Here is a 23,875-nt window from a genome sequence, read left to right on the forward strand (position 1 = left end):
GGAAGAGCACTTCTCGCCGTCCGGAAACTGGTAGCTTGACCAGGTAGGAGCCATATTCACATTCCCTCCGGAGTGCGGAGGTGGTGATGGTGTCGCACCCGATCGGGTTGGCGCGGCCGGCCCGGGCGAGGAGAGTCGGCCTGCCGGCAGCGCTGGCGGTCGTCGTGCTGGCCGGTGCCGGTCCGCTCCCGGCTGCCGGCGTCACCCCCTTCGAACCGACCCCGGTGGCGTACGCGCAGCCGTGCGCCACCGAGCCGACGGCGATGCCGGAGGGTGCCGAACCGGCGGTGGTCACCTCGGGTGACCAGGTGTGGAGCTTCGTCTCCGAGCCGGAGTTGCAGCCGATGCGGGTGAACGTCACCGCGCATCGGGCCGGTGCCGCGCCCGGTCGGATCTTCGTCGCCCCCTACAGCAGGTCGGAGCTGGTCGGCCAGACCGGGGCGCTGATCCTCGACGACGGCGGGCAGCCGGTCTGGTTCCGGCCGTTGCCCTCGGCGAGTCTGCACAACGCCGACTTCAAGGTGCAGAGCTGGCTCGACCCGGCGACCGGGACGACGGAGCCGGTGCTGACCTGGTGGCAGGGCAGCCTGGCGACCGGGCCGGCGGAGCGTACGGCGGGTGGCTGTTTCTATCTGATGGATTCGCGCTACCGGCTACGCCAGACGGTCACCGCACATCATGGCTTCCACGCCGAACCGTACGATTTCCAGCTCACCGAGCGGGGCACGGCGCTGTTCCTGGCGTCCCGGGTGGAGCCGGCGGACCTGCGGCCGTACGGTGGGCCGGCCGACGGCACCATAGTCAACAGTGAGGTGCAGGAGGTCGACCTGACAACGGGTGAGTTGGTCTTCTCCTGGAACGTCCGGGAGCACGTCGACCCGGCCGAGTCGCGGGTGTCCGCCTCGGCGGCGTGGCACTCCGACGGGGTGTGGGACGCGTACCACCTGAGCTCGGTCGACGAGGGACCCGACGGGCAGTTGCTGATCTCGCTCCGGAACACCTGGACGGTCTACGCGATCGACCGGGCCGGCGGGCAGATCCGGTGGCGGCTCGGCGGCGACCGCAGCGACTTCACCCTCGGCCCGGACGCGGACTTCGCCTGGCAGTACGACGCCCGGTTCCGACCGGACAACCGGATCAGCCTCTTCGACGGCGGCTGCTGCCCCGAGCCGATCGGCCCCGACCCGCTGCCGCCCGGCGGCACCCCCGGCCGGCAGCCGGGTAGCGGTGCGCTGCGGCAGCCGCACGGTCTGCTGTTGCACCTGGACGTCGAGCAGGGCACCGCCACGATGGAGCGGACGTACTTCCACCGGCCGGGGTTGTCGTCGCCCGCCCAGGGCAACGTACAGGCGCTGCCGAACGGCAACGAGTTCGTCGGCTGGGGGCAGCACCCCTACTACGCGGAGTACGCGGGCGAGGGCAACACCGTCGGCGACGGCTGGCGGAGCCTGCGCTATGCCGCGCGGATGCCCGGGGAGAACGTCTCCTACCGGGTGTTCCGCAGCGAGTGGACCGGCACCCCGGAGCAGCCACCCAGCCTGGCCCTGCGGCAGGAGGGTTCGCAGCGGATCGCGTACGCCTCGTGGAACGGCTCGACGGAGACCCGGGCCTGGCAGTTGCTCGCCGGCCCCGATCCGGAGTCACTCACGGTGGTGGTCGAACACGCCATGCGTACCGGATTCGAGACGGCGGTCGGCACGGCCGACCCCGGCCCGTACTTCCAGGTGCGGGCGCTGGACGGGGAGCGCTCGGTGCTCTCCACCTCGGCCGTCGTCCGGCTCGGCGACTAACCTCGACCCGGCGGTCACGCCGCCCTCGACCCGACGGCCCCGCCGCCCTCGACCCGACGGTCACGCCGCCCTCGACCCGGCGGCCCCGCCGCTCTCAGGTCAGCTACCTGGCCTGAGAGCGGTTTTTCCTGTGTGGACAATGCTTTCGCTGTAGTGAAGGAAAGTTTCCACCGATCCTGCCGAAAGCCATAGACACATCGACATTGCTTTTGTTAGCTTCAGCCCGGATGTTACGTCGAGGTGAACGAGACGGGACGATCGCCTCGACCGTGACCTCCCCCGCCCCCGACCGCCCCCGTCCCCACCTTGCCTGAATCCGGTGCCCGCGTCGCGACGACGGGCGGATCCGTGCTGCCTGAGCACCCCCGAGAGGAGACCCCCGACAGGACGTCCCCGACCTGCCCCGACCAGATCCTCACCAGAAGGAGAGGCAGTTGAAGAGACGACTCGCGCTCGCCGTGGCTGGCCTGACGACCATCGCGCTCGTCGCCCCGCCCGCCACCTCGATGGCCGCGCCCACCAATCCGACGGCCGCCGCAGAGACGACAAGCCCTCCCCCGGACACGAACTTCCAGAAGGTCACCCTCAACGACCGCCCGGGCGAACCGATGGACCTCGCCGTACTGCCCGACGGTCGGGTGCTGCACGTGACCCGTGCCGGCGACGTCTGGCTGCACAACCCCGCCACCGGCCGCAACACCATCGCCGCGACCCTCGACGTGTACCAGCACGACGAGGAGGGCCTGCAGAACGTCGCGATCGACCCCGGCTTCGGCAAGGGCGGCAACAACTGGGTCTACCTGTACTACTCGCCCCCGATGGACACTCCGGTCGACGACCCGTCCACCCCGGACGTCAACGAGGGCGACGCGCCGGCCTGGGGCACCGAGGAGGACTTCGCGCCCTTCCGTGGGGTGATCCGGCTGTCCCGGTTCCGCCTGGTCAAGGACACCCTGGACCTGAAGACCGAGCAGCAGATCATCGACGTCCCGGTCGACCGGGGCATCTGCTGCCACGTCGGCGGGGACATCGTCTTCGACGCCAAGGGCAACCTGTACCTCTCCACCGGCGACGACACCAACCCGTTCGAGTCCGGCGGCTACGCGCCGATCGACGAGCGCGACGGCCGCAACCCGGCGTACGACGCCCAGCGCAGCTCGGCCAACACCAACGACCTGCGCGGCAAGATCCTGCGGATCAAGGTGGGCGCCAAGGGTGGCTACACCATCCCGAGCGGCAACCTGTTCAAGAAGGGGACCCCGGGCACCCGGCCGGAGATCTACCTGATGGGCCTGCGTAACCCGTTCCGGATCGAGCTGAACCGCGAGAACGGCGAGCTGTACGTCGGCGACTACTCGCCGGACGCCCGCCAACCCGACCCGGGACGTGGCCCGGCCGGCGAGGGCAAGTGGTTGGTGGCCCGCAAGCCTGGCAACCACGGCTGGCCGTACTGCATCGGCCCGAACCAGCCGTACGTCGACTATGACTTCGCCACCGGCCAGTCGGGGCAGCCCTTCGACTGCGCGGCGCCGGTGAACGACTCGCCGCACAACACCGGGCTGCGCGAGCTTCCGCCCGTCGAGCAGGCCGAGGTCTCCTACGGCTACACCCTCTCTCCGCACTTCCCGGAGCTGGGCACCGGTGGCATCGGGCCGATGGCCGGGCCGGCGTACCGGTTCGACCGCTCGACGACGCGGGGGCGTACCCCGTCCGGTTGGCCGGCGTACTACGACGGCAAGCCGCTGTTCTACGAGTGGACCCGGGACTACGTGAAGGCCTTCCAGCTGGACCGGCGCGGCAACCTCAGCGGGATCGAGTCGGTGCTCCCCTCGGTCGTCTTCGACAACCCGATGGACCTGGAATTCGGCCCGGACGGCGCGCTCTACGTCCTCGAGTACGGCGACGGCTTCTTCAGCGAGAACCCTGAGGCGCAGCTCGCCCGGATCGACTACATCGGCTGGGACGGCAACCACAGCCCGGTGCCGCAGGTCTCCGCCGACCTGACCAACGGGGTCACCCCGTTGACCGTGGAGTTCTCCAGCGAGGGCACCACCGACCCGGACGGTGACCGGCTGCGGTACGAGTGGTACCTCGACGACGACAACAAGGTCGACTCGCGGGCCGCCAACCCGACCTTCACGTACCGCAAGAACGGCATCTACGACGCGACGCTGAAGGTGACCGACAAGCGTGGACGCTCGGCCTCCGCGTCGGTGCGGGTCGTGGTCGGCAACGCCGCGCCGGTGGTGGAGCTGATCGCGCCGGTGCCGGGCCAGCCGTTCAACTTCGGCGACACCGTCCGGTACGAGGTACAGGTCACCGACGACCAGCCGGTGGACTGTGCCCGGGTCAGCGTGACCTACATCCTCGGTCACGACGACCACGGCCACCCGCAGACCACCGCCAACGGGTGCACCGGCTCCATTCTCACCACCGTGCCGTCGGGTCACGACCCGGCCACCGACAACCTGTTCGCCGTCTTCGTCGCGTCCTACACCGACCCCGGTGGCGACGGCCTGCCCGCCCTGACCGGGACGGACGAGGTCGTGATCGTGCCGAGCCGGTAGACCAGGAGAGGAGTCATCATGTGTTACGGCTACGACGGGATGGCCGCGTTACGGCGATCCGTCACTGACCGGCGAGGTCTGCTGCGCGGTTCACTGGCGGTGGCCGCCGGTGTCGGGCTCGCCTCGTCGGGGATCGGCGCGGGCGCCGCGATGGCCGGCGGCCCGGGGCACACCGGCCGGCGGCGGGTTCCTCCGGGGCTGATCAGCATCCAGCTCTGGACGGTCCGCGACGCGCTCAACGGCGAGCCGGGGTACGACGCCACGCTCCGGCACCTCGCCCGGATCGGCTACCCCAGGGTGGAACTGGCGCTCGGCTACTTCGGGCGCAGCGCCGCCCAGCTGCGCCGCTTCCTGGACAGCATCGGGATCAAGGCCAGCTCCAGCCACGACGGGATCAGCGCCGACCCGGCCGCGCTGCGACAGAAGATCCAGAACGCGGTCGTACTGGGCCAGAAGTTCATTGTGGTGCCGTACCTGTACTCGGAGAACGCCGACGACTGGAAGCGCTGGGCGGAGCAGATGAACACCGAGGCCGCCGCGGCGGCCCGGGCCGGCCTGCGCTACGGCTACCACAACCACGCCCACGAGTTCACAATCGACCTCGGCAACGGCCGGCGTCCCTGGGACATCCTGACCGCCGAGCTCGACCCGAAGCTGGTCCACCTGGAGATCGACCTCTACTGGGCGGTCACCGGCGGCATCCAGTCCGGCGACGGGGTGGCCGACCCCGAGGGCTTCACCCTGGACGTCATCCGCTCCGCGCCGCAGCGGACCCTGCAATATCACGTCAAAGACCGGCACGCGGCCGACGGCGACATGGCGGACCTGGGCACCGGCATGATCGATTTCGGCCGGATCTTCCGGAAGCACTCGGTGCTGGAGTACATCGTCGAGAACGACACCCCCGACGTGACGCCCCAGCGCACGGCCGAGGTCGGCTACCGCTACCTGCACAAGCTGCGGTACTGACCGGGTAGTACCGGGCAACGCCGGGGTCGGCCACGGGGCCGACCCCGGCGTACCGTGCCTGGATCTCCCGGTCCCGGCCCGGCCCGGCACAATCGGCGGCCATGAGCGCTGCCGAGCTGGTGTTGGTGCTGCGGTACCCAAGGCGGTGACGTACGGCCTGCACGTCCTGCTCGGCGCGCTGGAGACCCACCCCACCGCGACCCGGTACGAGGTGCGCTTCGGCCAGAGCCCGGAGGCGACCGCCGAACACATCCGGGAGGCGGCGACCGGCGCGAAGCGGGTGCTGGTGCTCTGGTCGTTCTACTCCCCCGACGCCGAGGCGTTGGCCGGGAAACTCGCGCAGATCCGGGGCCTGGCCGACGCGCCGAACGTGGCGCACCTCGCCGGTGGGGTGCACGCGGGTCTTCTTCGGTTCCTTCCCGAGCGAGATCCGGCCCGAGCACGTCAGCCGGAAGGCGCTGCGGCTGGTCAAGAAGTACTGCGCGAACAACAACATCATCGTCGGTGCCCAGTCCGGCTCGGACCGGGTGCTCGACGCCGCCAAGCGCGGCCACGGTGTCGAGGAGGTCAAACGGGCCGCCCGGCTGGCCGCTGCCGCCGAGGCGTATCCCCGCCCCGGCCGCAGCCGCACCATCCTGCCCCAGGTCCGGAAACCGGTGGAGTGATCGGCGTCGACGAACCCCTGATACGGTGCGGTTCCGCGCGAGCCGGCGGCTGGACTCACGGGAAGGTCGAGCGATGACAGCGACGCGAGCCAGGGCACTGGGATTCGGTGCTTCCCTAGTGGTGGTGCTCGCGGTCTCGTTGCGGTGGTTCCTGCTCCGGCAGGGTGCGCGTGACCTGCGCGAGGGTGAGAATCTCCGAGAGATGCTCACCGCCGTCAACGGCACGGTGACTCGGACCAATCTGCTGCTCGCATTGGCGATCTTCGCCGCCATCGTTGCGGTTGGCGCCCTGTGGTTGCTGGCCAGGAAAGCGCAACAACCACAGGATTGGGTGGCGAGGCTCCACTGGTTCACTGTGGGAAATGCCGTATTGATCACTACCCTGCTCTGGTCGACCCGGGCCGGGCACGATGGATCGAGCATGCAGCAGTTGCGGCCCGAGGACGCGACCGCAACTGTGCAGGACGTCAGCGCCGCGACTGACCGGGTTGCCGAACTGCCCCTGCCGGAGCCGAGCATCTTCGGCGTGGCGCTGCTCGCGTGCTGGCTGGCCTTCGCCCTGCTGCTGCTTGCCGGCACCCGGCACGAGAAGGCCATCCGGTAGCTTCAGGAGCATCCTTGGATGCTTACCCTCTAGTCAGAGACAGTGCCGGCGAAACGCTTGAGGACGATCCAGTATTCCTCGATTCCGGCCCACTGTTCGAGCCAGGCCATACCGTCGACCAGGGGCATCGCGACGAATTGCTCGTCCACCTCCCTGGATTTCGCTTCAGCTTCCTCGCGTCCTCGATATCGGAGCTCGACGCCGTAATGGCCGGCCGAGGGAAGGTCGAGGACCAGCGCGTTTCCGAAGGCATCTCCGACGTGCAGCTGGGCGGACGGAAACGGAAGGGTGAAGTGAAAGTCCGCTGGTGGAGTCATCGCCTCCACCATGCGCTCGGAGCCGGGCGGCAGGATGTTGACCGACACCCGGACCTTCAGGAGGCCCTGCGCGCAGGACACCACGACCTCTTCCCCGCTGGATGCCGCTACGTTCGATCTGGCTGCACGAAGTGCAGCTTCGACACCCGGACGATCAACGAGTGTGTAATCGCGGACGGTGAAGTAGTTGTATTCGGGTCGAAACAACAGTGAGTCGACGAGGTCCGGCACTTGATATCCACGTCCTATGGGGCGGTCAGGCTGCGCTGTGGGCGTGCCGGGCGGCCCGCTCGGCCAGCCACAGCCAGCGCCGCTGCACCTCGCCGCTGGTGGCGGCGACCATCGTCAGGGCGTCGCCGCGCACCTTGCCCAGCGCGTCCGGGTCGGCCGTCGGCTCGTCCAGCAGGGCCGCGCCGTCGCGGAACGCCTCCGCCTCGGCGGAGCCGCCGAACCGGGGGGCGACCTCGTCGCGCCAGAAGTCGGCCCAGGTCAGCTCCGGGTTCCAGGTGAACCGGGCGTACGCCAGGTAGCTGATCTCGTTGGTCGGGTGGTAGGCCGACGCCTCGGCGAAGATGGTCAACCCGCGCATCCCGGCGGCGGCGGTCCGGGTCGCCATGTCGGTGTACATCTCCGGCACCCAGGAGTGCCGCTGCCGGTTCCACTGCGATCCGGCGTGGGTGCGCAGCACGTTTGTGCTGTGCGGCAGCGCCGCCACATGGTCGCCGGTCAGCCGGTCCCGGTTGTCGTACCAGAAGCCCCGGTTGACGCAGTACTGGTACGCCACGTCGTCGGGCAGGTCGGCAAGCGGTCGCTGCGCGTCGAGGTCGAAGATGTTGTCCCAGTACACCTCGACCAGGTGCCGCAGCGGCACCCCGGCCGGGCCGGGCCGCCGGGCGGTGTCCAGCAGCGTCGGATACACCGACCGCATCGCCTCGTACGACCAGGAGGTGCGCTCGCCGCCGGTGCGGGCGGCACACCGCGCGCAGGCGCAGCTGCCGTAGTCGCCGGTCTCGAAGTTGATCCCGCCGACCGGCACGGTGTCCAGCAGCCAGTCGATGGCGTCCCGGTGCCAGGCCAGGTTCTCGGGGTGGGACGGGCAGGCGGCCATCATGTACTCGCTGGCCGGGAAGTGCAGGTCGCCGAAATCGTCGATGTCGAAGCCGACCTTCTTCGGCAGCTCGGCGGAGAGGTCGGGGCGTTGGCGCAGCCAGGTGGCGAGGTTGTACCGGTGCCGGCCGTCGAAGTAGATGCCGCCGTAGGCGTTGATGCCCACCCCGGCGATGATCCGCACGCCCCGGGCGTTGGCGTACTCGCACAGCTCGCGGGCCGCGTCGACGCCGCCGTGCGCGTCGCGCAGCAGCCCGTACACCACGATCCCGCCGATCCGTTCGGCGCTGCAGAAGTCCACCAGCCGCCGGTAGTCGGCACCGAAGGCGTCGGCCCCCTTCGCGTACGGGTTCAGCGCGCCGATCTCCTGCTGGCCGAGTTGGCGCAGGTCCCAGTTGGTGGAGTGGTCCCAGGTCCAGAGGGTGCGCAGCGGCAGCCCGGGTGCGCTGCGGTACGCCCCGACGGGCAGCCCGGCCGGGGTGGCCCGGCCCAGCAGGTCCCGCACGGCGTAGATCAGGCCGGCGAACGGGTCGCCGGTGATCCGGATCTCGCCGGTGGCCGGCACCTCGACCCGGAAGGCGCCCTCGGGCAGCGTCGGGTCGGGCGTGAACCGGACGGGCTCCGCCCCCTCCCGCAACGTCCCGGTCAGCAGGGTTGCCGCGAACGGCGCGTGTTCGGCACCGAGCACCTGGACGCCGGAGAGCTGGCGGTACGACATCATGACCTCCCGAGGGACTGCGGGGTGGCGGCGAGGTAGTCGACTACGTCGACGGCCGTCCACACCCGGTGTTGCCAGTACGGATCGTGTTCGACAAGGGCACGGGCCGCCGCCGCGTCGGCAGCCCGCAGGACGAGCACGGAGGCGCGCAGGTCGGCGCGGGCTCCGGCGATCAGGGCGGTGCCGTCGGCAAGCAGTTGCCGCACGTACGCCAGGTGGGCCGCCCGGTGCGGTTCGCGGCGTCGGGCCGCGTCGGCGGCGAAGGTGGCGGTGACCAGCCAGGTCGATTCGAATCTCACGTGTCCGCCCCGATCGCGCTGACGAGGCGTTGCAGGGCCACCCGGTAGACGCTCTGCGGCCGGCCGGCGCCGGTGCTCACGTGCACCCCGACCTCCTCGGCGAAGCCGGCCGCGCGCAGCGACTTGAGCAGCCGGCGCGCCGAGCGGGTCTCCACCCCGTACGCGTCGGCCAGCCCCCTGGCGGTGACCTGGTTGGGGTCCATCTGGTGCAGCGCCTCCAGCAGCCGCCGGGTGGACAGCGGCCCGAGGCGCAGTTGCTCGGAGACCCGAAGCACGCCGGGGGCGGTCTCGCGCAGCCGCTGCTTGACCGCGCTCTCGCGGGTGGAGTAGATCTCCCCGTCGGGGAAGACCACGTTCGTGTCGCCGCCCCGGCCCAGGGCGAGCGCCTGGCGGGCGTTGGCCTCGGCGGCGGCGATGGTGGTGCCGGCGCCGAAGCCGACGACGTGTTCCCCGTCGACCCCGCGCAGGGTGAGCAGGGAGGCGTGCCCGGCGCGGTGCCGGGCGATGGCGCTCTCGACGGTGCCCCGGGTGGTGGTGATGACCAGGGTGCGGTCGTCGATGGTGTTGAGCCGCCCGCGCATCCGCTCGGCGTGCTCCAGCAACGCCTCGCGCAGCCGCAGGCGTTGCCGTTCGGCCTGGTACGGGTCGTGCGGCCGGTGCGCCGACTCGGCCACCTCGATCATCATCACCGCGATCTGGGTGGCCCGGGACTGGCGTACCTCGGCGGCCAGCCAGGCCCGGCGCAGCGCGTCGCGTACCGAGGCGCGGGTGTGCTCGACGCGCCAGACCGGCACGCCGCGTTCCCGCAACTCCCGGTGCACCGCGCCGAGGCAGGTCAGGCAGGCTTCGACCGCCCCGGACTCGTACCGCTCGCGGTGGTAGGCGGTGATCTCGGCCAGGCCGGAGAAGAGCAGGCCCGACGAGTCGGCGATCGGCAGGATGTCGGTGGGCGGGGTCAGTTCGATGTCGTGGTACGTCTCCCGGACGGTGTCCGCCTCGATGGTGTCCACACTGACCCGGGGCAGCCGGCCGCCGCCGGCCAGCAGCATCCGGGACAGGGTGCGGTACAGGTCGATGCCGGCGTGCCGGATGTAGTCGATCTCGGCGCGCAGCTGACCGGTGCCGGCGGCGAAGGCGTACGGGATGCGCCCGGTGAAGAGCAGCACCTGGCACAGGTCGTCCAGCTCGCGGGCCAGTTCGGGGGCCTGCTCGGGGTCGGTGTACGCGCGGGTGGTCACCTCCTCCGCGCGGCCCTCCCCGGCCGCCACCTCCTGCACGAGCCGGATCGAGTCCTCCGGGCCGATGATCCCGATCACGCTGCCGCCTCCACGTCGTCGCCCTCGCCGTCGGTCGGGCTGCTCAGCCGGTGTAGACGGTGCCGGCGATGCCGGCGCTGGCCGGTGCGGCCAGCAGCGCCAGCACCGACGCCACGTCCTCGGGGCGGCCCAGGGCCGCCTCGATCCGGGCGACCTGGGCGCCGTCGACGCCGTTGTCCCGCGCCTCGTCCAGCGACCGCCGCATCAGCGGGGTGTCGATGTCGCCGGGACAGAGGGTGTGCACCCGGATCCCGCGTGGGCCGAGTTGCCGGGCCAGCGTCAGCGCCAGGCCGTGCAGTCCTCCCTTACTCGCGCCGTAGGGTACCGACCCGGATCCGGTCAGCACGCCCGCCTTCGAGCCGACCAGCACCAGCACCGGGTCAGCGCCGGTCAGGTGCCGTACGGCGTGCTTGGCGACGAGGAACGGCCCGGTGAGGTTGATCGCGATCACCTGCTGCCACAGCTCCAGCGGCAGTTCGGCCACGTCGGTCCCCTGTGCCCGCATGACGCCCGCGACGTGCAGCACCGCGTCGATGCCGGCCAGTTCGGCGGCGACCGCGTCGAGTGCCGCGGCGACCTGCGCCTCCACGGTCACGTCGACCGGGTGGGCGCAGGCGGTCGCCCCGGCGGCCCGGGCCTGCTCGGCGGCGCCGGCCGCGCCGTCGGCGTCGGCGTCGAGCACGGCGACGGCCGCCCCGGCCGTGGCGGCGGACCGCACCGTGGCCAGCCCGATGCCGGAGGCACCGCCGACGACGACCACCCGGCGGCCGGCGAGCAGGCCCGCCGCCGCCGGAGCGACCGCGGTCACCGGCGGACCGTCCGGCGGACCGCCTCGGCCACGTCCTCCGCCTCGGGCACCACGGCCTGCTGGAGCGCCGGGGCGGCCGGCATGGGCACGTCCGGTGCCGCCACCCGGGCCACCGGGGCGCGCAGGTCGGTGAAGCACTCGGCGGCGGCCCGCGCGGCGATCTCCGCGCCGAACCCGCCGGTCAGGTTCGCCTCATGGGCGACGACCAGCCGGCCGGTGCGGGAGATCGAGGCGCCGACGGTGTCGAAGTCCAGCGGGTTGAGCCAGCGCAGGTCGACCACCTCGGTCTCGATGCCCTCCTCGGCGAGCTGGTCGGCGGCGGCCAGGGCCGCCGGGACCATCCGGGACCAGGCCACCACCGTGGCGTCCCGGCCGTCGCGGACCACCCGGGCCCCGCCGACCGGCTCCACCGGCGCGTCGGTGCGGACCGGGCCACGGGTCGGGTAGAGCATCCGGGCCTCCGCGACCACCACCGGGTCGTCGCTCACCACCGCCGTACGCAACATCTGGTACGCGTCGTCCGGAGTGGACGGCAGCGCCAGGCGCAGCCCGGGGGTGTGCGCGAAGTACGCCTCGACCGAGTGGGAGTGCTGGGCGCACGCGCCCGGCGAGTACCCCTGCTGCATCCGGATCACCAGCGGGGCCTTCCACCGGCCGGCGCTGGCGTAGCGGATGTTGGCGATCTGGTTGACGATCTGGTCCATCGCCACGAAGGAGAAGTCGGCGTACATGATCTCGGCGATCGGCCGCAGGCCGGTCATGGCCGCGCCGAGCGCCATGCCGAGGAACCCGGTCTCGGAGATCGGGGTGTCGAAGATCCGGTCGGAGCCGAACCGCTTGTGCAGCCCCTTGGTGGCGCCGAACGGGCCGCCGGGCAGGGCGACGTCCTCGCCGAAGTAGACGGTGTCGGACCGGCTGTCCAGCGCCCAGGTGAGCGCCGCGTTGACGGCCTGGATGTACCGCAACGACTCAGACATAGACGTACTCCTTGACGGTCGCCGGGTCCGGGTACGGCACGGCGCGGGCGGCGGCGACGGCGGCCTCGACCTCGGCGGCCACCTCGGCGTCGACGGCGTCGAGTCGGGCGGTCAGGTCGGGGTCGGCGGCGGCCCGGATGCGGGCCAGCGGCTCGCGTTCCCGGGCGGCGGCGACCTCGCCGGCCGGCCGGTAGTGCTGCACGTCGCCGCTGTAGTGGCCGACCAGGCGTTCGGTCATCGCCTCCACGATGGACGGGCCGGAACCCTCCCGGGCCCGGGTGACCGCCTCGGCGACGGCCTCGGCGACCGCGTCGGGGTCGTTGCCGTCAACGACCCGGCCGGGGATCCCGTACCCGGCGGCCCGCTCGGCGAGTTGACGGATCCGGACCATGTCCTCGATGCGGGACATCTCCGAGTAGACGTTGTTCTCCACCACCAGCACCAGCGGCAGGTCGAGCACGGCGGCGAGGTTGATCGCCTCGTGCACGTTGCCCTGGTTCATCGCGCCGTCGCCGATGCTGACCACCGAGACCGCACCGCTGCCGGTGCGCTGTGCGGTGAGCGCGGCGCCGGTGGCGATCGGCACCCCGGCGCCGACGATGGAGTTCTCCCCCAGGAACCAGCGTCCCGGGTCGGACAGGTACGGCGAGGCGGCCCGACCGCCGTTGATGGCCGAGTCGCGGCCCATCATCTCGGCGAACAACCCAGCCATGTCCACGCCCCGGGCCAGCGCCCAACCGTGCCCGCGGTAGGTCGCGGTCACGTGGTCACCGTCGCGCAGCGTGCGGGCGGCGCCGACCGGGATGGCCTCCTGACCGTTGCACAGGTGGATCGAGCCCGGGATCTCGCCGGCGTCCTTGAGGGCGGTCAGCCGCTCCTCGAACCGGCGGATCCGGGCCATCGCCCGGTAGTCGTCCGGCAGACCCATCACACCCCCTCAGATGATTTAGAGCCCTATTCCGGCTCGTTCGGATTGGAGCCTAGACCAGGGACATCAAGCTATGGAAGAGTGCATGAGCAAGTTTGTGGCCGTTATAGGTCTCTAATTTGGGGGCAGCATGGAGATCACCGCCGTCGAGTCGGTGGTGCGGGGTGACGCGCACTTCGTCGCGGTGCACACGTCGACCGGGCTGGTCGGCGTCGGGCAGTCCGCCTGCTGGGGCTATCCGACCGCCGTGCACGCGGTCGTGGAGGCGTTCCGCCCGTACCTGCTCGGTGCCGACCCGAACCGGATCGAGCACCACTGGCACCACCTCTACCGGATGGGCCCGTTCCGTGGCTCGGTGCTCACCGCCGCCGTCTCCGCGATCGACCTGGCGCTCTGGGACCTGCTCGGCAAACGCTTCGAGGTGCCGGTCTGGCAGCTGCTCGGCGGCCGGGTCCGCGACCGGATCCGGCTGCACCTGCTGCTGCCCGGCACCGGCGCGCCGGACCTCGCCGAGCAGGCCGGCGCGGCGGTCGCCGACGGGTTCACCGCAGTGAAGTTCGACCCGCTGCCGGCGAACTACGGTGACCTGTCGCTGGCCCGGCTCGTCGCCGAGACCGAGGCGACCACCGCCGCCGTCCGCGACACGGTCGGCCCCGACGTCGACCTGCTCATCGAGCTGCACCGCAAGCTCACCCCGTTGCAGGCCGAGGCGGTGGTCCCGGCCCTCGGCCGGCTGCACCCGCTGCTTGTCGAGGACGCGATCCAGATCGACAGCGTGAGCAGCCAGGCCGAGGTCACCCGGCGCGCGCTCGGGGTACCGATGGCCAACGGCGAGCGGCTGCACACCATCTGGGAATTCAAGGAGCTGCTGGCGCAGGGCGGCGCCCAGTACGTCCGCCCCGATCTCGGCCTGGCCGGCGGGATCAGCCACGCCCGCAAGATCGCCGCGTTGGCCGAGTCGTACCACGCGGCCGTGGTCAGCCACAACTGCCTCGGGCCGCTGCTCACCATGGCCTCGGTGCAGCTGGACACGGCGATCCCGAACTTCGTGACGCAGGAGTACTCCCCCCTCGACGACCAGCTCGCCGACGGCCCGGCCCGCGCCTGCGTCCGCCGCCAGGGCGGCTTCCTGCCGATCCCCGAGGCACCCGGGCTCGGCGTCACCCTGGACCTCACCGACGAGACCCCACTGGACCTGACCGGCCGCCCGCTCACCCGCATCCCGCACCGCGCCGACGGCTCCATCGCCTACGCCGTCTAGCTGTAAGGAAGGGCCCCCTGTTAACGCCTGGTGCATAGCAGGGGGCCCTTCTTAACGTTCCGCGTCCGACCGGCGGCCCGCGTCGGGCGGGCAGTCCGCGTCCGACGGGCAGTCCACGTCGGGCGGGCGGCCCGCGTCCGACGGGCAGTCCACGTCGGGCGGGCGGCCCGCGTCGGGCGGGCGGCCCGCGTCGGGCGGGCAGTCCGCGTCGGGCGGGCGGTCCGGGTCGGGCGGGCGGCCCGGGTGGTGGAAGACCGGGTACGCCCAGAGTGGCTCGCCGTCGGCGTCGGCGATCTCGGCGAACAGGTGCGCCAGCGAGGCAGTCCACCGGGCCTGCACCGGCGAGGCGCCGGTGACCCGGCTGGCGTGCTCGAAGCCCCACCGGGTACGCAGCACGCAGATCAGCAGCAGGCCGTGCCGGTAGATGTGGTAGTCGTACACGCCGGCCTCGTCGAGCAGGGCGGCCATCTCCGGCCACAGCTCGACGTGCCGGCGCTCGTACTCGGCCTCCGCGCCGGGGCGCAGGCGGTACAGGTGGCACACCTGGATCCCCGGACCATGGGCCGGTCCCGCCCCCGATCCGGTGCCGGGATCGGGGACGGGACCGGGTCGACCCGCGTCCGGACACGTCGGCGTGCCCGGGTCGGGCCGGTCCGGCGGCGTACTCACTTGCCGGAGCCGGCGAGCGCGCCGGAGACCAGCTGGCGTTGGAACACCAGGTAGATGATGAGCACCGGGAGCAGGGCCACGATCAGGCCGGCGCTGACCAGCGGCACCGAAACGTCGTACTGGCCGCTGAGCAGCGAGACACCGACCATCAACGTCTTCGAGTCCGAGCCGCCCATGATGACAAGCGGCAGCAGCAGGTCGTTCCACATCCAGACGAAGTTGAAGATGGCAAGCGCCGCGAGGGCCGGGGTGGCGATCGGGGCGAGCAGCCGGAACAGGATGGTGAAGTGTCCGGCGCCGTCGACCCGGGCCGCCTCGATCAGCTCGTCGGGCACCTGCTGGAAGTAGCCGGCGAGCTGGTACGTGCCCAGCGGCAGACCGAACGCCGCGTACGCCAGGATCAGCCCCTGGTACTCCCCGGACATGCCCAGGTCCAGCACGGTCTGGTAGAGCGGGTAGATGATCGCCTGGCTGGGAATGGTCAGGGTGATGATGATGAACAGGAACACCAGCTTGCCGCCGCGGAACCGGAGCTTGGTGACGGTGTACGCGACAAGCATCGCGGCCAGCACCGAGAGCACCAGCCCGCCGAGCGTGGTGATGATCGAGTTGAGCAGCAGGCGGGGCATGTCCATCCGCTTGAACGCCTCGACGTAGTTCTCGAAGGTGATCCCGGCCGGCAGCCCCAGCGGGTCCCGGGCGAACCCGGTCTGCGTCTTGAGCGAGCTGACCACGGTGAACAGCAGCGGGTAGAGCGCCGCCACCGCGACCACCACCAACGCGAAGACCAACAGGTAGCGCCCGACCTGGGCGGAGTGTCGTCGGTTCATCGCGACTTCCGGGTCCCCTCTTTGAACATGTGCCGCACGCTGAAGATCGACAACACGGCGACGAAGACGAACAGGGCAATGCCGATGGCCGAGCCGTACCCCCGGTCCAGGAACTGGAAGGTGGTGAGGAAGACCAGGTACTCGGGGAGCATCGTGGCGTTGCCGGGGCCACCCTGGGTCAGCGCGTAGATCAGCGGGAAGAGCCAGATCAGTACGCCGGAGGCGCAGAGCACGCTCCAGTACGCCACGGTCGGGCGCAGCATCGGCACCACCACGGCGAAGAGTCGCCGCCAGAACCCGGCACCGTCGAGGTACGCGGCCTCCAGCACCTCCTCCGGAATGGTGGACAGCCCGGCCAGGTAGGTCATCACACCCAGGCCGAAGAAGCTCCACAGCGCCACCGCGACCAGCGAGAAGAGGGCGCTGTTCTGCCCGTTGAGCCACTCGATGGCCAGCGGCTCCAACCCGACCGACCGCAGCAGGGCGTTTATCGGGCCGTCCGGGGAGAGGATCTGCCGGAACATGATGCCGACCACGATCGGCGCGATGGTGTACGGGACGAAGTAGACGGCTCGGAAGAACTTCCAGCCCGGTGCCCGCTGGTGGATCAGGACCGCCAGCACCAGCGGCACCACGATCCAGACCGGCAGGGTGGCCACCACCAGCAGGGCGTTGCGGAAGCTGGCAAGCACCACCGGGTCGTCGAACATCCGGGTGTAGTTGTCGAACCCGGCGAAGGAGCTGTCGCCGAACCCGCTGGAGGATTCGAAGCTGGTGATGACGCCCCGGATCAGCGGCACCAGTTTGAAGGTGACCGCCAGGGCCAGTGCCGGCAGCACCAGCAGGGCACCGAACCACCACTCCCGAGCGTGCCGGGGCCGCCGGCCACGGCGTACCGGCGAGGATGGGGTCGGCGCGACGGCCGGCTCGGCGGCCGGCGCGGTGGAGATGCTCATCGGGTTGTCCTCCCCCGGGCTGTCGGGTGGGGTGGCGTCCGGCCACCCCACCCGCGGCGACTACTTGCCCTGCTGCTTCGTCGGGCTGCGCTCCAGCGCCTGCTGCATCTGCTCGGCCCACTTGTCGACGGTGAGCTGGCCGAGGGTGATCTGCTGCCAGCCCCGGGCCAGCGCGTCGGCCTCCGGGCCGGAGAGCATCACACCGGCGTGCAGGGTGGGGTCGGCGATCAGTTCCTGGATCTTCTTGAACGCCGGCGACGAGGGCAGCAGCGCCGGGTCCACGTTCTTGTTCAGCGGTTGCCCCTTGGCGTACTTCACCCAGAGTTCGCCGTTCTCCTTGCCGGCCAGCCAGCTGATGAACTCCAGGCCGGCTTCCTTCTTCTCGCTCCACTTGGTCACGCCGTAGACGGCGCCCTCGATGCCGGAGAACTTGCCGGCCAGCGGCGCGGCCGGGTTGATCGTCGGCCAGCGGGTGACGCCGAGCTTGTCGTCGCCGAGGGCCTTGCCGAACGCCTCCCAGTTCACCGCGTCGGAGATGATGGTGCCGGCGAAGGCGGCGTCACCGCGCTGGAAGATGTCGGCACCGTCGGGCAGCATGGTGATCGACGGGGCGTTCTTGTTCGTCCAGCCCTTGGTGGTGATCTCGGCCAGCTTCTCCAGGACCTGGACCAGCTTCGGGTCCTTCCAGGAGAGGGTGCCGTTGAGCAGGCCGCGGATGTCGTCCTCGGTCAGGTAGTTGCGGGCGATCTCCGGGAAGTCCCAGTACGCCGGGAAGGTGCCGGAGAGCCCCAGCGCCAGGCAGGTCTTGCCGGCATTCTTGACCGCGTCACAGGCCGCGCCGAACTCGTCCCAGGTGGCCGGCGGGTTCTCCGGGTCCAGCCCGGCCGCGGTCAGCACGTCCTTGTTGTAGTAGAGCACGTTGCCCTGGTACGAGAAGGGCACGCCGTAGCAGGGCTTGCTGGTGTCGAACTCCTCGCAGGCCCCGCTGTAGGTGACCAGATCCTTGTTGATCTCGGCGGCCTTGTCGCCCAGCGGCACGTACGCCCCGCGCCGGTCGAACAGCTCCAGCCCGGCGTTGTTGGCCATCACGTCCGGCCCGGACTGCGAGGTGATGTACGGCCCCTGCACCTCCGGGTACTTGTCGAACGGGACCGACTGAAGATCCAGCTTGATGTTCTGGTGGCTGGCCTCGAAGGCCGTCTTCACCTGCTGCCAGTACTCGGTGCCGCCCGGTTCCCAGGTGAGCACCTTGAGGGTCACCGGGCCGTCGGCGGCGGCGTCACCACCACCGCCACATCCGGCGAGCAGCGCGGCGGTGGCCACACCGGCGGCGAGGACACCTGTCAATCTACGTCGAAACATCGGCGCAAACTCCTGTCAGGAGAGGGGTTCGGGGGAGATCCGACGGGGCGCGCCACCGGCGGCGGCACTGTCGGCCATGGCCGTGGCGACCTGCACCACGTGCAACCCGTCGGCGAGCGGGACGACCGCCGACGACTCGGTGCCGGTCACCTGACCGACGAAGTGGCGCAGTTCGGCGGCGAGGGCACCGCCGCCGTCGACCGGCGAAAGCAGCCAGTCCGGCGCCTCGGTCTGCTCGCCCTGGACGAGCAGGGTGGGGTGGCCGAGGTCGACGTGCGCGACCCCGTCGGTGCCGTACACCTCGACCAGGTCCGAGGTGTGGTTGGGCGTGTGTTCGGGCAGGAGGTAACTGTTGCGGATCGACGACACCACCTCGTTGGCGTGCCGAAGTTCCGCCCACACCAGGACCGGTGATGCCGATCCGGGTCGGGTCCGGGCCGCCGCACGGACCTCGACCACCGGCGACTGGGCGTACCAGATCGCCAGGTCGATGTCGTGCACGGCGGTGAGCAGGGCCGGGTGCTCGTCGGGAAAGAGCCGGCTGAGCGTGCGCGGCCGGTCCCGACGGGAGGAGACGGCCAGCACCTGTCCGAGCCCACCGGCCCGGACCGCGTCGTACAGCGCCCGGTGTGGGGCGCTGTGCCGCAGGATGTGCCCCGGCTGGCAGATCACCTCGTGGGTGCGCGCCGCGGCGACGATCGCGGCGGCGTCGGTCACCGTCGCCGCGAGGGGCTTCTCGACCAGGACCGGCACGCCGGCGCCGAGCAGGGCGACGGCGACCGCCCGGTGCGCGGGTCCGGGCACGCACACCGAGGCCGCCTGCGGCACCCCGGCGGCGAGGAGGTCCTCGACCGTGCCGAAGGTGCGCGGCACGTCGTACTCGGCGGCGACCCGCTGCCGTACGCCGGGATCCGGGTCGACAAGCGCGGTCACCGCGACTCCGAGGGACCGGTACGCGGCCACGTGCCGCAGCCCGAACGCGCCCGCCCCGACCACGGCGACCTCGATGCGTTGGTGCCTCATACCGGCAGCGCCGCGGCGGTCGCGTCCGGCCCGGACGTGGTGGCGGCCGGCACGGTCGGGTTGGCAGCCACCGGGGCGGTGGCGAGTCGTCCGTCGAGCACGGCCCGGGTGAGTCGTTCCAGCGCGGTCACGCCGACCTCGAGGCAGCGCTCGTCGACGTCGAACGCGCCGGAGTGCAGTGACGCGCCGCCCCGCTCACCGGTGACGCCGAGCTTGACGTACAGGCTGGGACCGAGCGCGCCGAGCAGCGCGAAGTCGTCGGTGGTCAGCGGCGGCACCGCGAGGTCGGCCACCTCCACCAGGCCGGGCAGTTCGGCGTGCGCCAGCGCGACCAGTTCGGCCGCGTTGCGTACCGCGGGCATCTCGTTGGCCCAGGTGAAGCGGACACCGAGGTCGAGCGCGGCGGCCTGCTGGCGGGCGACCCGCTCGATTACCGTCTTGAGCCGCTCGCGGGTGCCCTCGTCGAGGGTGCGCAGCGTGCCGGTCGCCTCCGCGTACCCGGCGACCTGGCTCTGGCTGGCGCCACCGGCGATGGTGCCGATGTTGAACGCCACCATTTCGTCGGCGTTGCGGGCCCGGGCCACTGCGGCGTGCAGCAGGTTCACGATGCCGCTGAGGCCGAGGATCGCGTCGCGGCCCAGCGCCGGGGTGGCGGCGTGCGCGGCCCGACCGAGTATCTCGATCCGGAACGCGTCCTTGGCCGCCATCGCCGTGCTCCGGTCCACGCCGAGCGTGCCGACCGGCAGTTGCGGCCAGCAGTGCAGGCCGAGCACCGCGTCGAAGCGGCGACCGCGCAGCCCCTCGTCGGCGAGGGCGGCGGCGGCCCCGGACTCCTCGCCGAACGGAATCTCCTCGGCGGGCTGGAACAGCACGGCCAGGCCGCCCCGAGCCGGTGGTTCCGCCGCGAGCCGGGCCGCCACGCCGTACGCGACGGTCATGTGCACGTCGTGTCCGCAGGCGTGACAGACCCCGGCGTTGGCCGACGCGTACGGCTCGGTCTTGGTGTCCTGAACGGGATAGGCATCCATATCGGCCCGAAGGAGGACCATCGGCCCGGGAAGGGCTCCTTCGAGTTCCAGGAGCAGCCCTGTGCCGGCGACGCCGGTACGTACCCGACCGAGCGGCTGGAGCTTGGCGGCCAGTGTGGCGGCCGTCTGCTGCTCCGCAAACCGCAGCTCCGGGTGGCGGTGGAGCTGACGCCTCAGCCGTACCAGCTCATCAACCCCGTCATGTCCCCGCACCACTCGGTCCACCCCTCGCTCGCGGCCTGCAATCCGGACCTAATTGAGACAAGAACCTAAATCAGGGGGGTGGCCACGTCAATAACCAGCCAAAATTTGGGCTATGGTCCGTGACCATGGATCGCGCTGACGCCCACCTGCACCTGTTCGCGCACGGCTACCCGGGCCGGTACGGGCGCTCCCCCGCCGGCGGCGAGGAGCTCGCCATGTACCAGGATTTCCGCCGGGTGCACGGCATCGACCGGGCGCTTGTCATCGGCTACGAGGGCGAGGCACGCTTCGCCGGCAACAACGACTACCTGGCCAGCCTCACCGCCACCCACCCCTGGATCGCCCCGGTCGCCTACGTCGCACCGGACGGCCCGACCGACGGGCAACTGGAACGCTTGTGGGCCGCCGGGTTCGTCGGGGTGGCCGCATACCTGGCCGACGCCGACCAGGCCGACCGCTTCGCCGCCTGGGTGACCAGGGCGAGCACCCGGCTGGCCGCCGCCGCTGCGCTGATCAGCCTCAACGCCACCCCGGCCGCCACCGCCCGGCTCGGCGCCACGCTCGCCGGCCTGGACGCCTGCCCGGTGCTCTTCAGCCACCTCGGGCTACCCGGCAGCCGGCCCGCACCGCCGACGCCGCAGGCGGCCGCCGAGACCCTACGGCCGCTGCTCGACCTGGCACGGCTGCCGCAGGTCGGGGTGAAGATCTCCGGCCTGTACGCGGTCAGCGAGCCCGCGCACGCCTGGCCACATCCGGCGGCCCGTCCCTTCGTCGAGCTGCTGCTGGAACACTTCGGCACCCGCCGGCTCTACTGGGGGTCGGACTTCCCGCCCAGCCTGGACAACGTCTCGTTCAGCCAGACCCTGGAACCGGTCGGGCTGGAGCAGCTCTGCCCGACCGAGCGGGCAGACGTCTTCGGGGCGAACCTCCGCCGCGCCCTCGCCCACCACCAGGACCGGCCAGCCAACGGCCCGGACCGCCCCGCCGACTGACGGGGCCCGACCAGCCGACGGCCCGGACCGGCCAGTTGACTGACGGGTCTGGCCAGCGGGCGGCCCGGACCGCCCCGCCGACTGACGGGGTCCGGCCAGCGGGCGGCCAGGACCGGCCAGTCGGCAGCGGGGCCGGTGGTCGGCCGGGTCACAGTGGCCGGGCCGACGCGATCACTCCGGCATGCTCAGGCCGGCGGCGGCGGCACCCCGCTCGTTGACGATGCCGGTGATCCGCTTGCGGGCGTCGGCGAACTGCGCGCGTTGTTCGGCTGGCAGCGTCTGGTCGTTGGTCGCGGTGCTCAGGTCGACCACCCGGGCGGCCGGGTGGTACTGCATCCAGGTCGGCAGGACGTTCACCGCGGTCACCTCCCAGCGGCCGGCGGGGTTGCGGCTGAAGGTGAACTCGGGGACCACCGCGTCCTGGGTGTTCTCCGGCGAGCCGTCGCCGAACCGGGTGGTCAGGTTGCCCATCCCGTAGGCGACCCACTTCCCGCCGATCTTCTCGAAGGGCTGCACCACGTGCACGTGGTGGCCGACGATCAGGTCGATGTCCGGCGAGGCGAGCAGCCGGCGCGCGAGGTCGATCTGCTCCTCGTTCGGCGCGGACTGGTACTCCGTACCCCAGTGCAGGGACAGGATGTTGATCTCCGCGCCGGCCGTGCGGGCCCGGCGGGCCTCGGCGAGGATGGCGTCCGCGTCGACCATGTTCGCCGCCCACGGGCGGCCCTGCGGCGCGGGGATCCCATTGAAACTCACCGTGTACGACAGGTGGCCGACCTTGACGCCGTTCACCTCCAACACGTTCGGGCGGTGCGCCTCGGCCTGGTTGCGGGCGGTGCCGGTGTGGCGCAGGCCGACCCGGTCCAGGTTGTCGAGGGTGCGGGCGATGCCCTCGACCCCGGTGTCCAGACAGTGGTTGGAGGCGGTGGAACAGGTGTCGAAGCCGGCCCAGGCGGCGGCGTCGGCCAGTTGCGGCGGCACGCTGAAGTACGGCCACCCGGTGAACGGCCCCTGCGGCGGGGCCAGCGGCGTCTCCATGTAACAGATGGCCAGGTCGGCGGCGCTGACCCGGGGGCGTACCGCCGCGAGCACCTGGGTGAAGTCGTGGCCGGCGCGGCCGGCCTGCCGGGCATCGGCGGCTGCCTGTTCGCTGAGTTCGGGATGGACGAGCAGGTCACCGGCGGCCACCACGGTGAGGGTGGCCCGGGTGCCGGTCGTCTCCGACGGAGGCCGGTTGTCCTTCTTCGTCGGGGCGCTACAGGCCGCAGCCAACCCGACGACGAGCAGGAGGCACCCGGCCCGCATCCTTTTCCCGCACGAGATTCGCCTTCTTGTCATGAGAAGAATTCTTATTTTACCCGGGCAGGGGATCGGCGAACCGGGAAATGTCCCCCGAACGAGGGACGGAACTGTCCGGTACGCGTCACCGCTCCCGCTGGGCGGTGGCCTCACCACCGTGCTACGACTTAATTACAGACGCATGCTGACCAGGCATTTTACCGAGAACACAGCCCCGCGGCGCGAGGGCTGAGAAGTGACGCTCAAATCGCATTGAGGTCGCTGGAAAGCCCAGCAGCCGTGGCTCGACGCCAACGAGTCTTACGATCCACACCTTTGCCTACCGACGCACGCGCGGCGGCCCCGCCGAGCCAAGAGAGAAGGTGACTTTGGTGGCTGTCAACTGGTACCTGAACCGAGCCCTGACCAACTTCCGTAAGGCCGTCGACGCCGCGTACCCGAACCGGGACAAGCGCTCCGACGGCACCATCGGGGATTCTGCTCACCAGGGAAGCTTCAGCGATCACAACCCCGATGCCGACGGTTCCGTGGATGCCTGGGACATGGACGTAGAGGTCAACGGGGTCGGCAAACCATACCGGGAAGATGTCGAACGCCTCAAAGTGGTCTTCGAGGAGCACGAGTCCTCGCAGTACTGGATTCACGATCGCCAGATCGCCAACCGCAGCTTCGGGTGGGAGCGTCGGATCTACACCGGCAGCAGCCCGCACACCGCGCATGTCCACTGGAATACCCGGGAGAGCCACGAACGCTCCGAGCAGCCGTGGGTCATCCCTGGCGCGACGGGAGGAGTCCCTCTCATGTTCTGCAAAATCAATGATCAAAATAACGCCGTAGCCGCGTTGCAACGCCAGCTCGCAACCCTCGGCTACTACAAGGGTGCGATCGACAGCCACTACGGCCCGGCAACCTCGGCAGCTCTGCTCGCGTGTCGCAAGGCGATGGGAAGCACGGTCACCAACGGCGACACCTACAGCCCCGCGGCATACGAGCAGGTATTGCGGGCGTACGTGCAGCGTTTCGCGGGCAAGCCGGGCGACTCGGGCCCGCCTGGTGCCCCTGGTCCGGCGGGTCCGCCCGGCCCGTCCGGCCCGCCCGGCAACTGGACGCCCGAACAGGTGCTGCGACTGATCGCGGACACGCTGAGTAAAGCTACCTGAACTGGTCCGGGCCCACTGGGAGGAAA

At 71.0% G+C, this 23,875-nt stretch carries 22 protein-coding genes; 8 read left to right on the forward strand and 14 right to left on the reverse strand.

Annotated elements, in window-relative coordinates; translation table 11 throughout:
• The first annotated feature begins 89 nt into the window (after window positions 1-89).
• From AC507J_RS26620 to AC507J_RS26640, 5 genes are all read left to right on the forward strand, one after another.
• Window positions 90-1,790, forward strand: coding sequence for an arylsulfotransferase family protein (locus tag AC507J_RS26620; RefSeq protein WP_496292223.1), 1,701 nt, complete (start codon window positions 90-92; stop codon window positions 1,788-1,790).
• 434 nt (window positions 1,791-2,224) lie between these two features.
• On the forward strand, window positions 2,225-4,357 hold the full coding sequence (locus tag AC507J_RS26625; protein WP_496292225.1) for a PQQ-dependent sugar dehydrogenase: 2,133 nt from the start codon (window positions 2,225-2,227) through the stop codon (window positions 4,355-4,357).
• Window positions 4,358-4,375: 18 nt separating this feature from the next.
• Window positions 4,376-5,326, forward strand: a complete 951-nt coding sequence (locus AC507J_RS26630; protein WP_496292227.1) for a sugar phosphate isomerase/epimerase family protein — start codon at window positions 4,376-4,378, stop codon at window positions 5,324-5,326.
• A 386-nt stretch (window positions 5,327-5,712) separates the two neighbouring features.
• A complete protein-coding gene (locus AC507J_RS26635; RefSeq protein WP_496292229.1) occupies window positions 5,713-5,991 on the forward strand; it encodes a hypothetical protein in 279 nt (92 codons plus the stop codon).
• Window positions 5,992-6,115: 124 nt separating this feature from the next.
• Entirely contained in the window at window positions 6,116-6,595 is a 480-nt protein-coding gene (locus tag AC507J_RS26640) for a hypothetical protein (RefSeq protein ID WP_496292231.1), read from the forward strand.
• A 29-nt stretch (window positions 6,596-6,624) separates the two neighbouring features.
• On the opposite strand, the gene AC507J_RS26645 is transcribed toward AC507J_RS26640, so the two are convergent.
• Genes AC507J_RS26645 through AC507J_RS26675 form a run of 7 tightly spaced genes read right to left on the reverse strand, consistent with a single transcriptional unit; the run spans window position 6,625 to window position 13,065 of the window.
• A complete protein-coding gene (locus AC507J_RS26645) occupies window positions 6,625-7,143 on the reverse strand; it encodes a hypothetical protein (RefSeq protein ID WP_496292233.1) in 519 nt (172 codons plus the stop codon).
• Window positions 7,144-7,168: 25 nt separating this feature from the next.
• Entirely contained in the window at window positions 7,169-8,737 is a 1,569-nt protein-coding gene (locus AC507J_RS26650) for a hypothetical protein (protein ID WP_496292235.1), read from the reverse strand.
• The gene (locus AC507J_RS26655; protein ID WP_496292237.1) at window positions 8,737-9,036 is read right to left on the reverse strand and encodes a YciI family protein; all 300 of its coding nucleotides are present in this window, start codon (window positions 9,034-9,036) and stop codon (window positions 8,737-8,739) included. Before AC507J_RS26655 ends, AC507J_RS26650 begins: the two co-directional genes overlap by 1 nt.
• Complete coding sequence (locus AC507J_RS26660) at window positions 9,033-10,352, reverse strand: hypothetical protein (protein ID WP_496292239.1); 1,320 nt, start codon at window positions 10,350-10,352, stop codon at window positions 9,033-9,035. The genes AC507J_RS26655 and AC507J_RS26660 overlap by 4 nt, the downstream gene beginning before the upstream one ends.
• A 43-nt stretch (window positions 10,353-10,395) precedes the next feature.
• Window positions 10,396-11,160 (reverse strand): SDR family NAD(P)-dependent oxidoreductase, encoded by a 765-nt coding sequence (locus AC507J_RS26665; protein ID WP_496292241.1) that lies wholly within the window; start codon window positions 11,158-11,160, stop codon window positions 10,396-10,398.
• Complete coding sequence (locus tag AC507J_RS26670; RefSeq protein WP_496292243.1) at window positions 11,157-12,137, reverse strand: alpha-ketoacid dehydrogenase subunit beta; 981 nt, start codon at window positions 12,135-12,137, stop codon at window positions 11,157-11,159. The genes AC507J_RS26665 and AC507J_RS26670 overlap by 4 nt, the downstream gene beginning before the upstream one ends.
• Window positions 12,130-13,065, reverse strand: coding sequence for a thiamine pyrophosphate-dependent dehydrogenase E1 component subunit alpha (locus tag AC507J_RS26675; protein WP_496292245.1), 936 nt, complete (start codon window positions 13,063-13,065; stop codon window positions 12,130-12,132). The genes AC507J_RS26670 and AC507J_RS26675 overlap by 8 nt, the downstream gene beginning before the upstream one ends.
• Window positions 13,066-13,195: 130 nt before the next feature.
• Here AC507J_RS26675 and AC507J_RS26680 point away from each other — a divergent pair, with 130 nt between their 5' ends.
• Window positions 13,196-14,326, forward strand: a complete 1,131-nt coding sequence (locus tag AC507J_RS26680; protein ID WP_496292247.1) for a mandelate racemase/muconate lactonizing enzyme family protein — start codon at window positions 13,196-13,198, stop codon at window positions 14,324-14,326.
• A 51-nt stretch (window positions 14,327-14,377) separates the two neighbouring features.
• Here the strand turns inward: AC507J_RS26680 and AC507J_RS26685 are convergent, their stop codons facing one another.
• The 6 genes from AC507J_RS26685 to AC507J_RS26710 all read right to left on the reverse strand — a co-directional run bounded on the left by AC507J_RS26685 (window position 14,378) and on the right by AC507J_RS26710 (window position 20,410).
• Window positions 14,378-14,869, reverse strand: coding sequence for an L-rhamnose mutarotase (locus AC507J_RS26685; protein WP_496292249.1), 492 nt, complete (start codon window positions 14,867-14,869; stop codon window positions 14,378-14,380).
• A 122-nt stretch (window positions 14,870-14,991) separates the two neighbouring features.
• Window positions 14,992-15,825 (reverse strand): carbohydrate ABC transporter permease, encoded by an 834-nt coding sequence (locus AC507J_RS26690; protein ID WP_496292251.1) that lies wholly within the window; start codon window positions 15,823-15,825, stop codon window positions 14,992-14,994.
• Window positions 15,822-16,781, reverse strand: a complete 960-nt coding sequence (locus AC507J_RS26695; protein WP_496292253.1) for a carbohydrate ABC transporter permease — start codon at window positions 16,779-16,781, stop codon at window positions 15,822-15,824. The genes AC507J_RS26690 and AC507J_RS26695 overlap by 4 nt, the downstream gene beginning before the upstream one ends.
• A 60-nt stretch (window positions 16,782-16,841) precedes the next feature.
• A complete protein-coding gene (locus tag AC507J_RS26700; protein ID WP_496292255.1) occupies window positions 16,842-18,143 on the reverse strand; it encodes an ABC transporter substrate-binding protein in 1,302 nt (433 codons plus the stop codon).
• A 15-nt stretch (window positions 18,144-18,158) separates the two neighbouring features.
• On the reverse strand, window positions 18,159-19,166 hold the full coding sequence (locus tag AC507J_RS26705) for a Gfo/Idh/MocA family protein (RefSeq protein ID WP_496292257.1): 1,008 nt from the start codon (window positions 19,164-19,166) through the stop codon (window positions 18,159-18,161).
• Window positions 19,163-20,410, reverse strand: coding sequence for a M20 metallopeptidase family protein (locus tag AC507J_RS26710; RefSeq protein ID WP_496292259.1), 1,248 nt, complete (start codon window positions 20,408-20,410; stop codon window positions 19,163-19,165). The genes AC507J_RS26705 and AC507J_RS26710 overlap by 4 nt, the downstream gene beginning before the upstream one ends.
• A gap of 113 nt (window positions 20,411-20,523) precedes the next feature.
• Here AC507J_RS26710 and AC507J_RS26715 point away from each other — a divergent pair, with 113 nt between their 5' ends.
• Complete coding sequence (locus AC507J_RS26715) at window positions 20,524-21,390, forward strand: amidohydrolase family protein (RefSeq protein WP_496292261.1); 867 nt, start codon at window positions 20,524-20,526, stop codon at window positions 21,388-21,390.
• Between the two features lie 171 nt (window positions 21,391-21,561).
• On the opposite strand, the gene AC507J_RS26720 is transcribed toward AC507J_RS26715, so the two are convergent.
• Entirely contained in the window at window positions 21,562-22,728 is a 1,167-nt protein-coding gene (locus tag AC507J_RS26720) for a CapA family protein (RefSeq protein ID WP_496292263.1), read from the reverse strand.
• A gap of 332 nt (window positions 22,729-23,060) precedes the next feature.
• Here AC507J_RS26720 and AC507J_RS26725 point away from each other — a divergent pair, with 332 nt between their 5' ends.
• Entirely contained in the window at window positions 23,061-23,849 is a 789-nt protein-coding gene (locus AC507J_RS26725) for a peptidoglycan-binding domain-containing protein (protein WP_496292265.1), read from the forward strand.
• The last annotated feature ends 26 nt before the right edge of the window (window positions 23,850-23,875 follow it).

Source organism: Micromonospora sp. PRAS1 (assembly GCF_059553435.1).

Coding starts and splice junctions, on each gene's coding strand:
- AC507J_RS26700 (WP_496292255.1), bottom strand. CDS start 18,143: ATGTTTCGACGTAGATTGACAGGTGTCCTCGCCGCCGGTGTGGCCACC.
- AC507J_RS26705 (WP_496292257.1), bottom strand. CDS start 19,166: ATGAGGCACCAACGCATCGAGGTCGCCGTGGTCGGGGCGGGCGCGTTC.
- AC507J_RS26630 (WP_496292227.1), top strand. CDS start 4,376: ATGTGTTACGGCTACGACGGGATGGCCGCGTTACGGCGATCCGTCACT.
- AC507J_RS26720 (WP_496292263.1), bottom strand. CDS start 22,728: ATGACAAGAAGGCGAATCTCGTGCGGGAAAAGGATGCGGGCCGGGTGC.
- AC507J_RS26670 (WP_496292243.1), bottom strand. CDS start 12,137: ATGTCTGAGTCGTTGCGGTACATCCAGGCCGTCAACGCGGCGCTCACC.
- AC507J_RS26715 (WP_496292261.1), top strand. CDS start 20,524: ATGGATCGCGCTGACGCCCACCTGCACCTGTTCGCGCACGGCTACCCG.
- AC507J_RS26690 (WP_496292251.1), bottom strand. CDS start 15,825: ATGAACCGACGACACTCCGCCCAGGTCGGGCGCTACCTGTTGGTCTTC.
- AC507J_RS26680 (WP_496292247.1), top strand. CDS start 13,196: ATGGAGATCACCGCCGTCGAGTCGGTGGTGCGGGGTGACGCGCACTTC.
- AC507J_RS26650 (WP_496292235.1), bottom strand. CDS start 8,737: ATGTCGTACCGCCAGCTCTCCGGCGTCCAGGTGCTCGGTGCCGAACAC.
- AC507J_RS26695 (WP_496292253.1), bottom strand. CDS start 16,781: ATGAGCATCTCCACCGCGCCGGCCGCCGAGCCGGCCGTCGCGCCGACC.
- AC507J_RS26675 (WP_496292245.1), bottom strand. CDS start 13,065: ATGGGTCTGCCGGACGACTACCGGGCGATGGCCCGGATCCGCCGGTTC.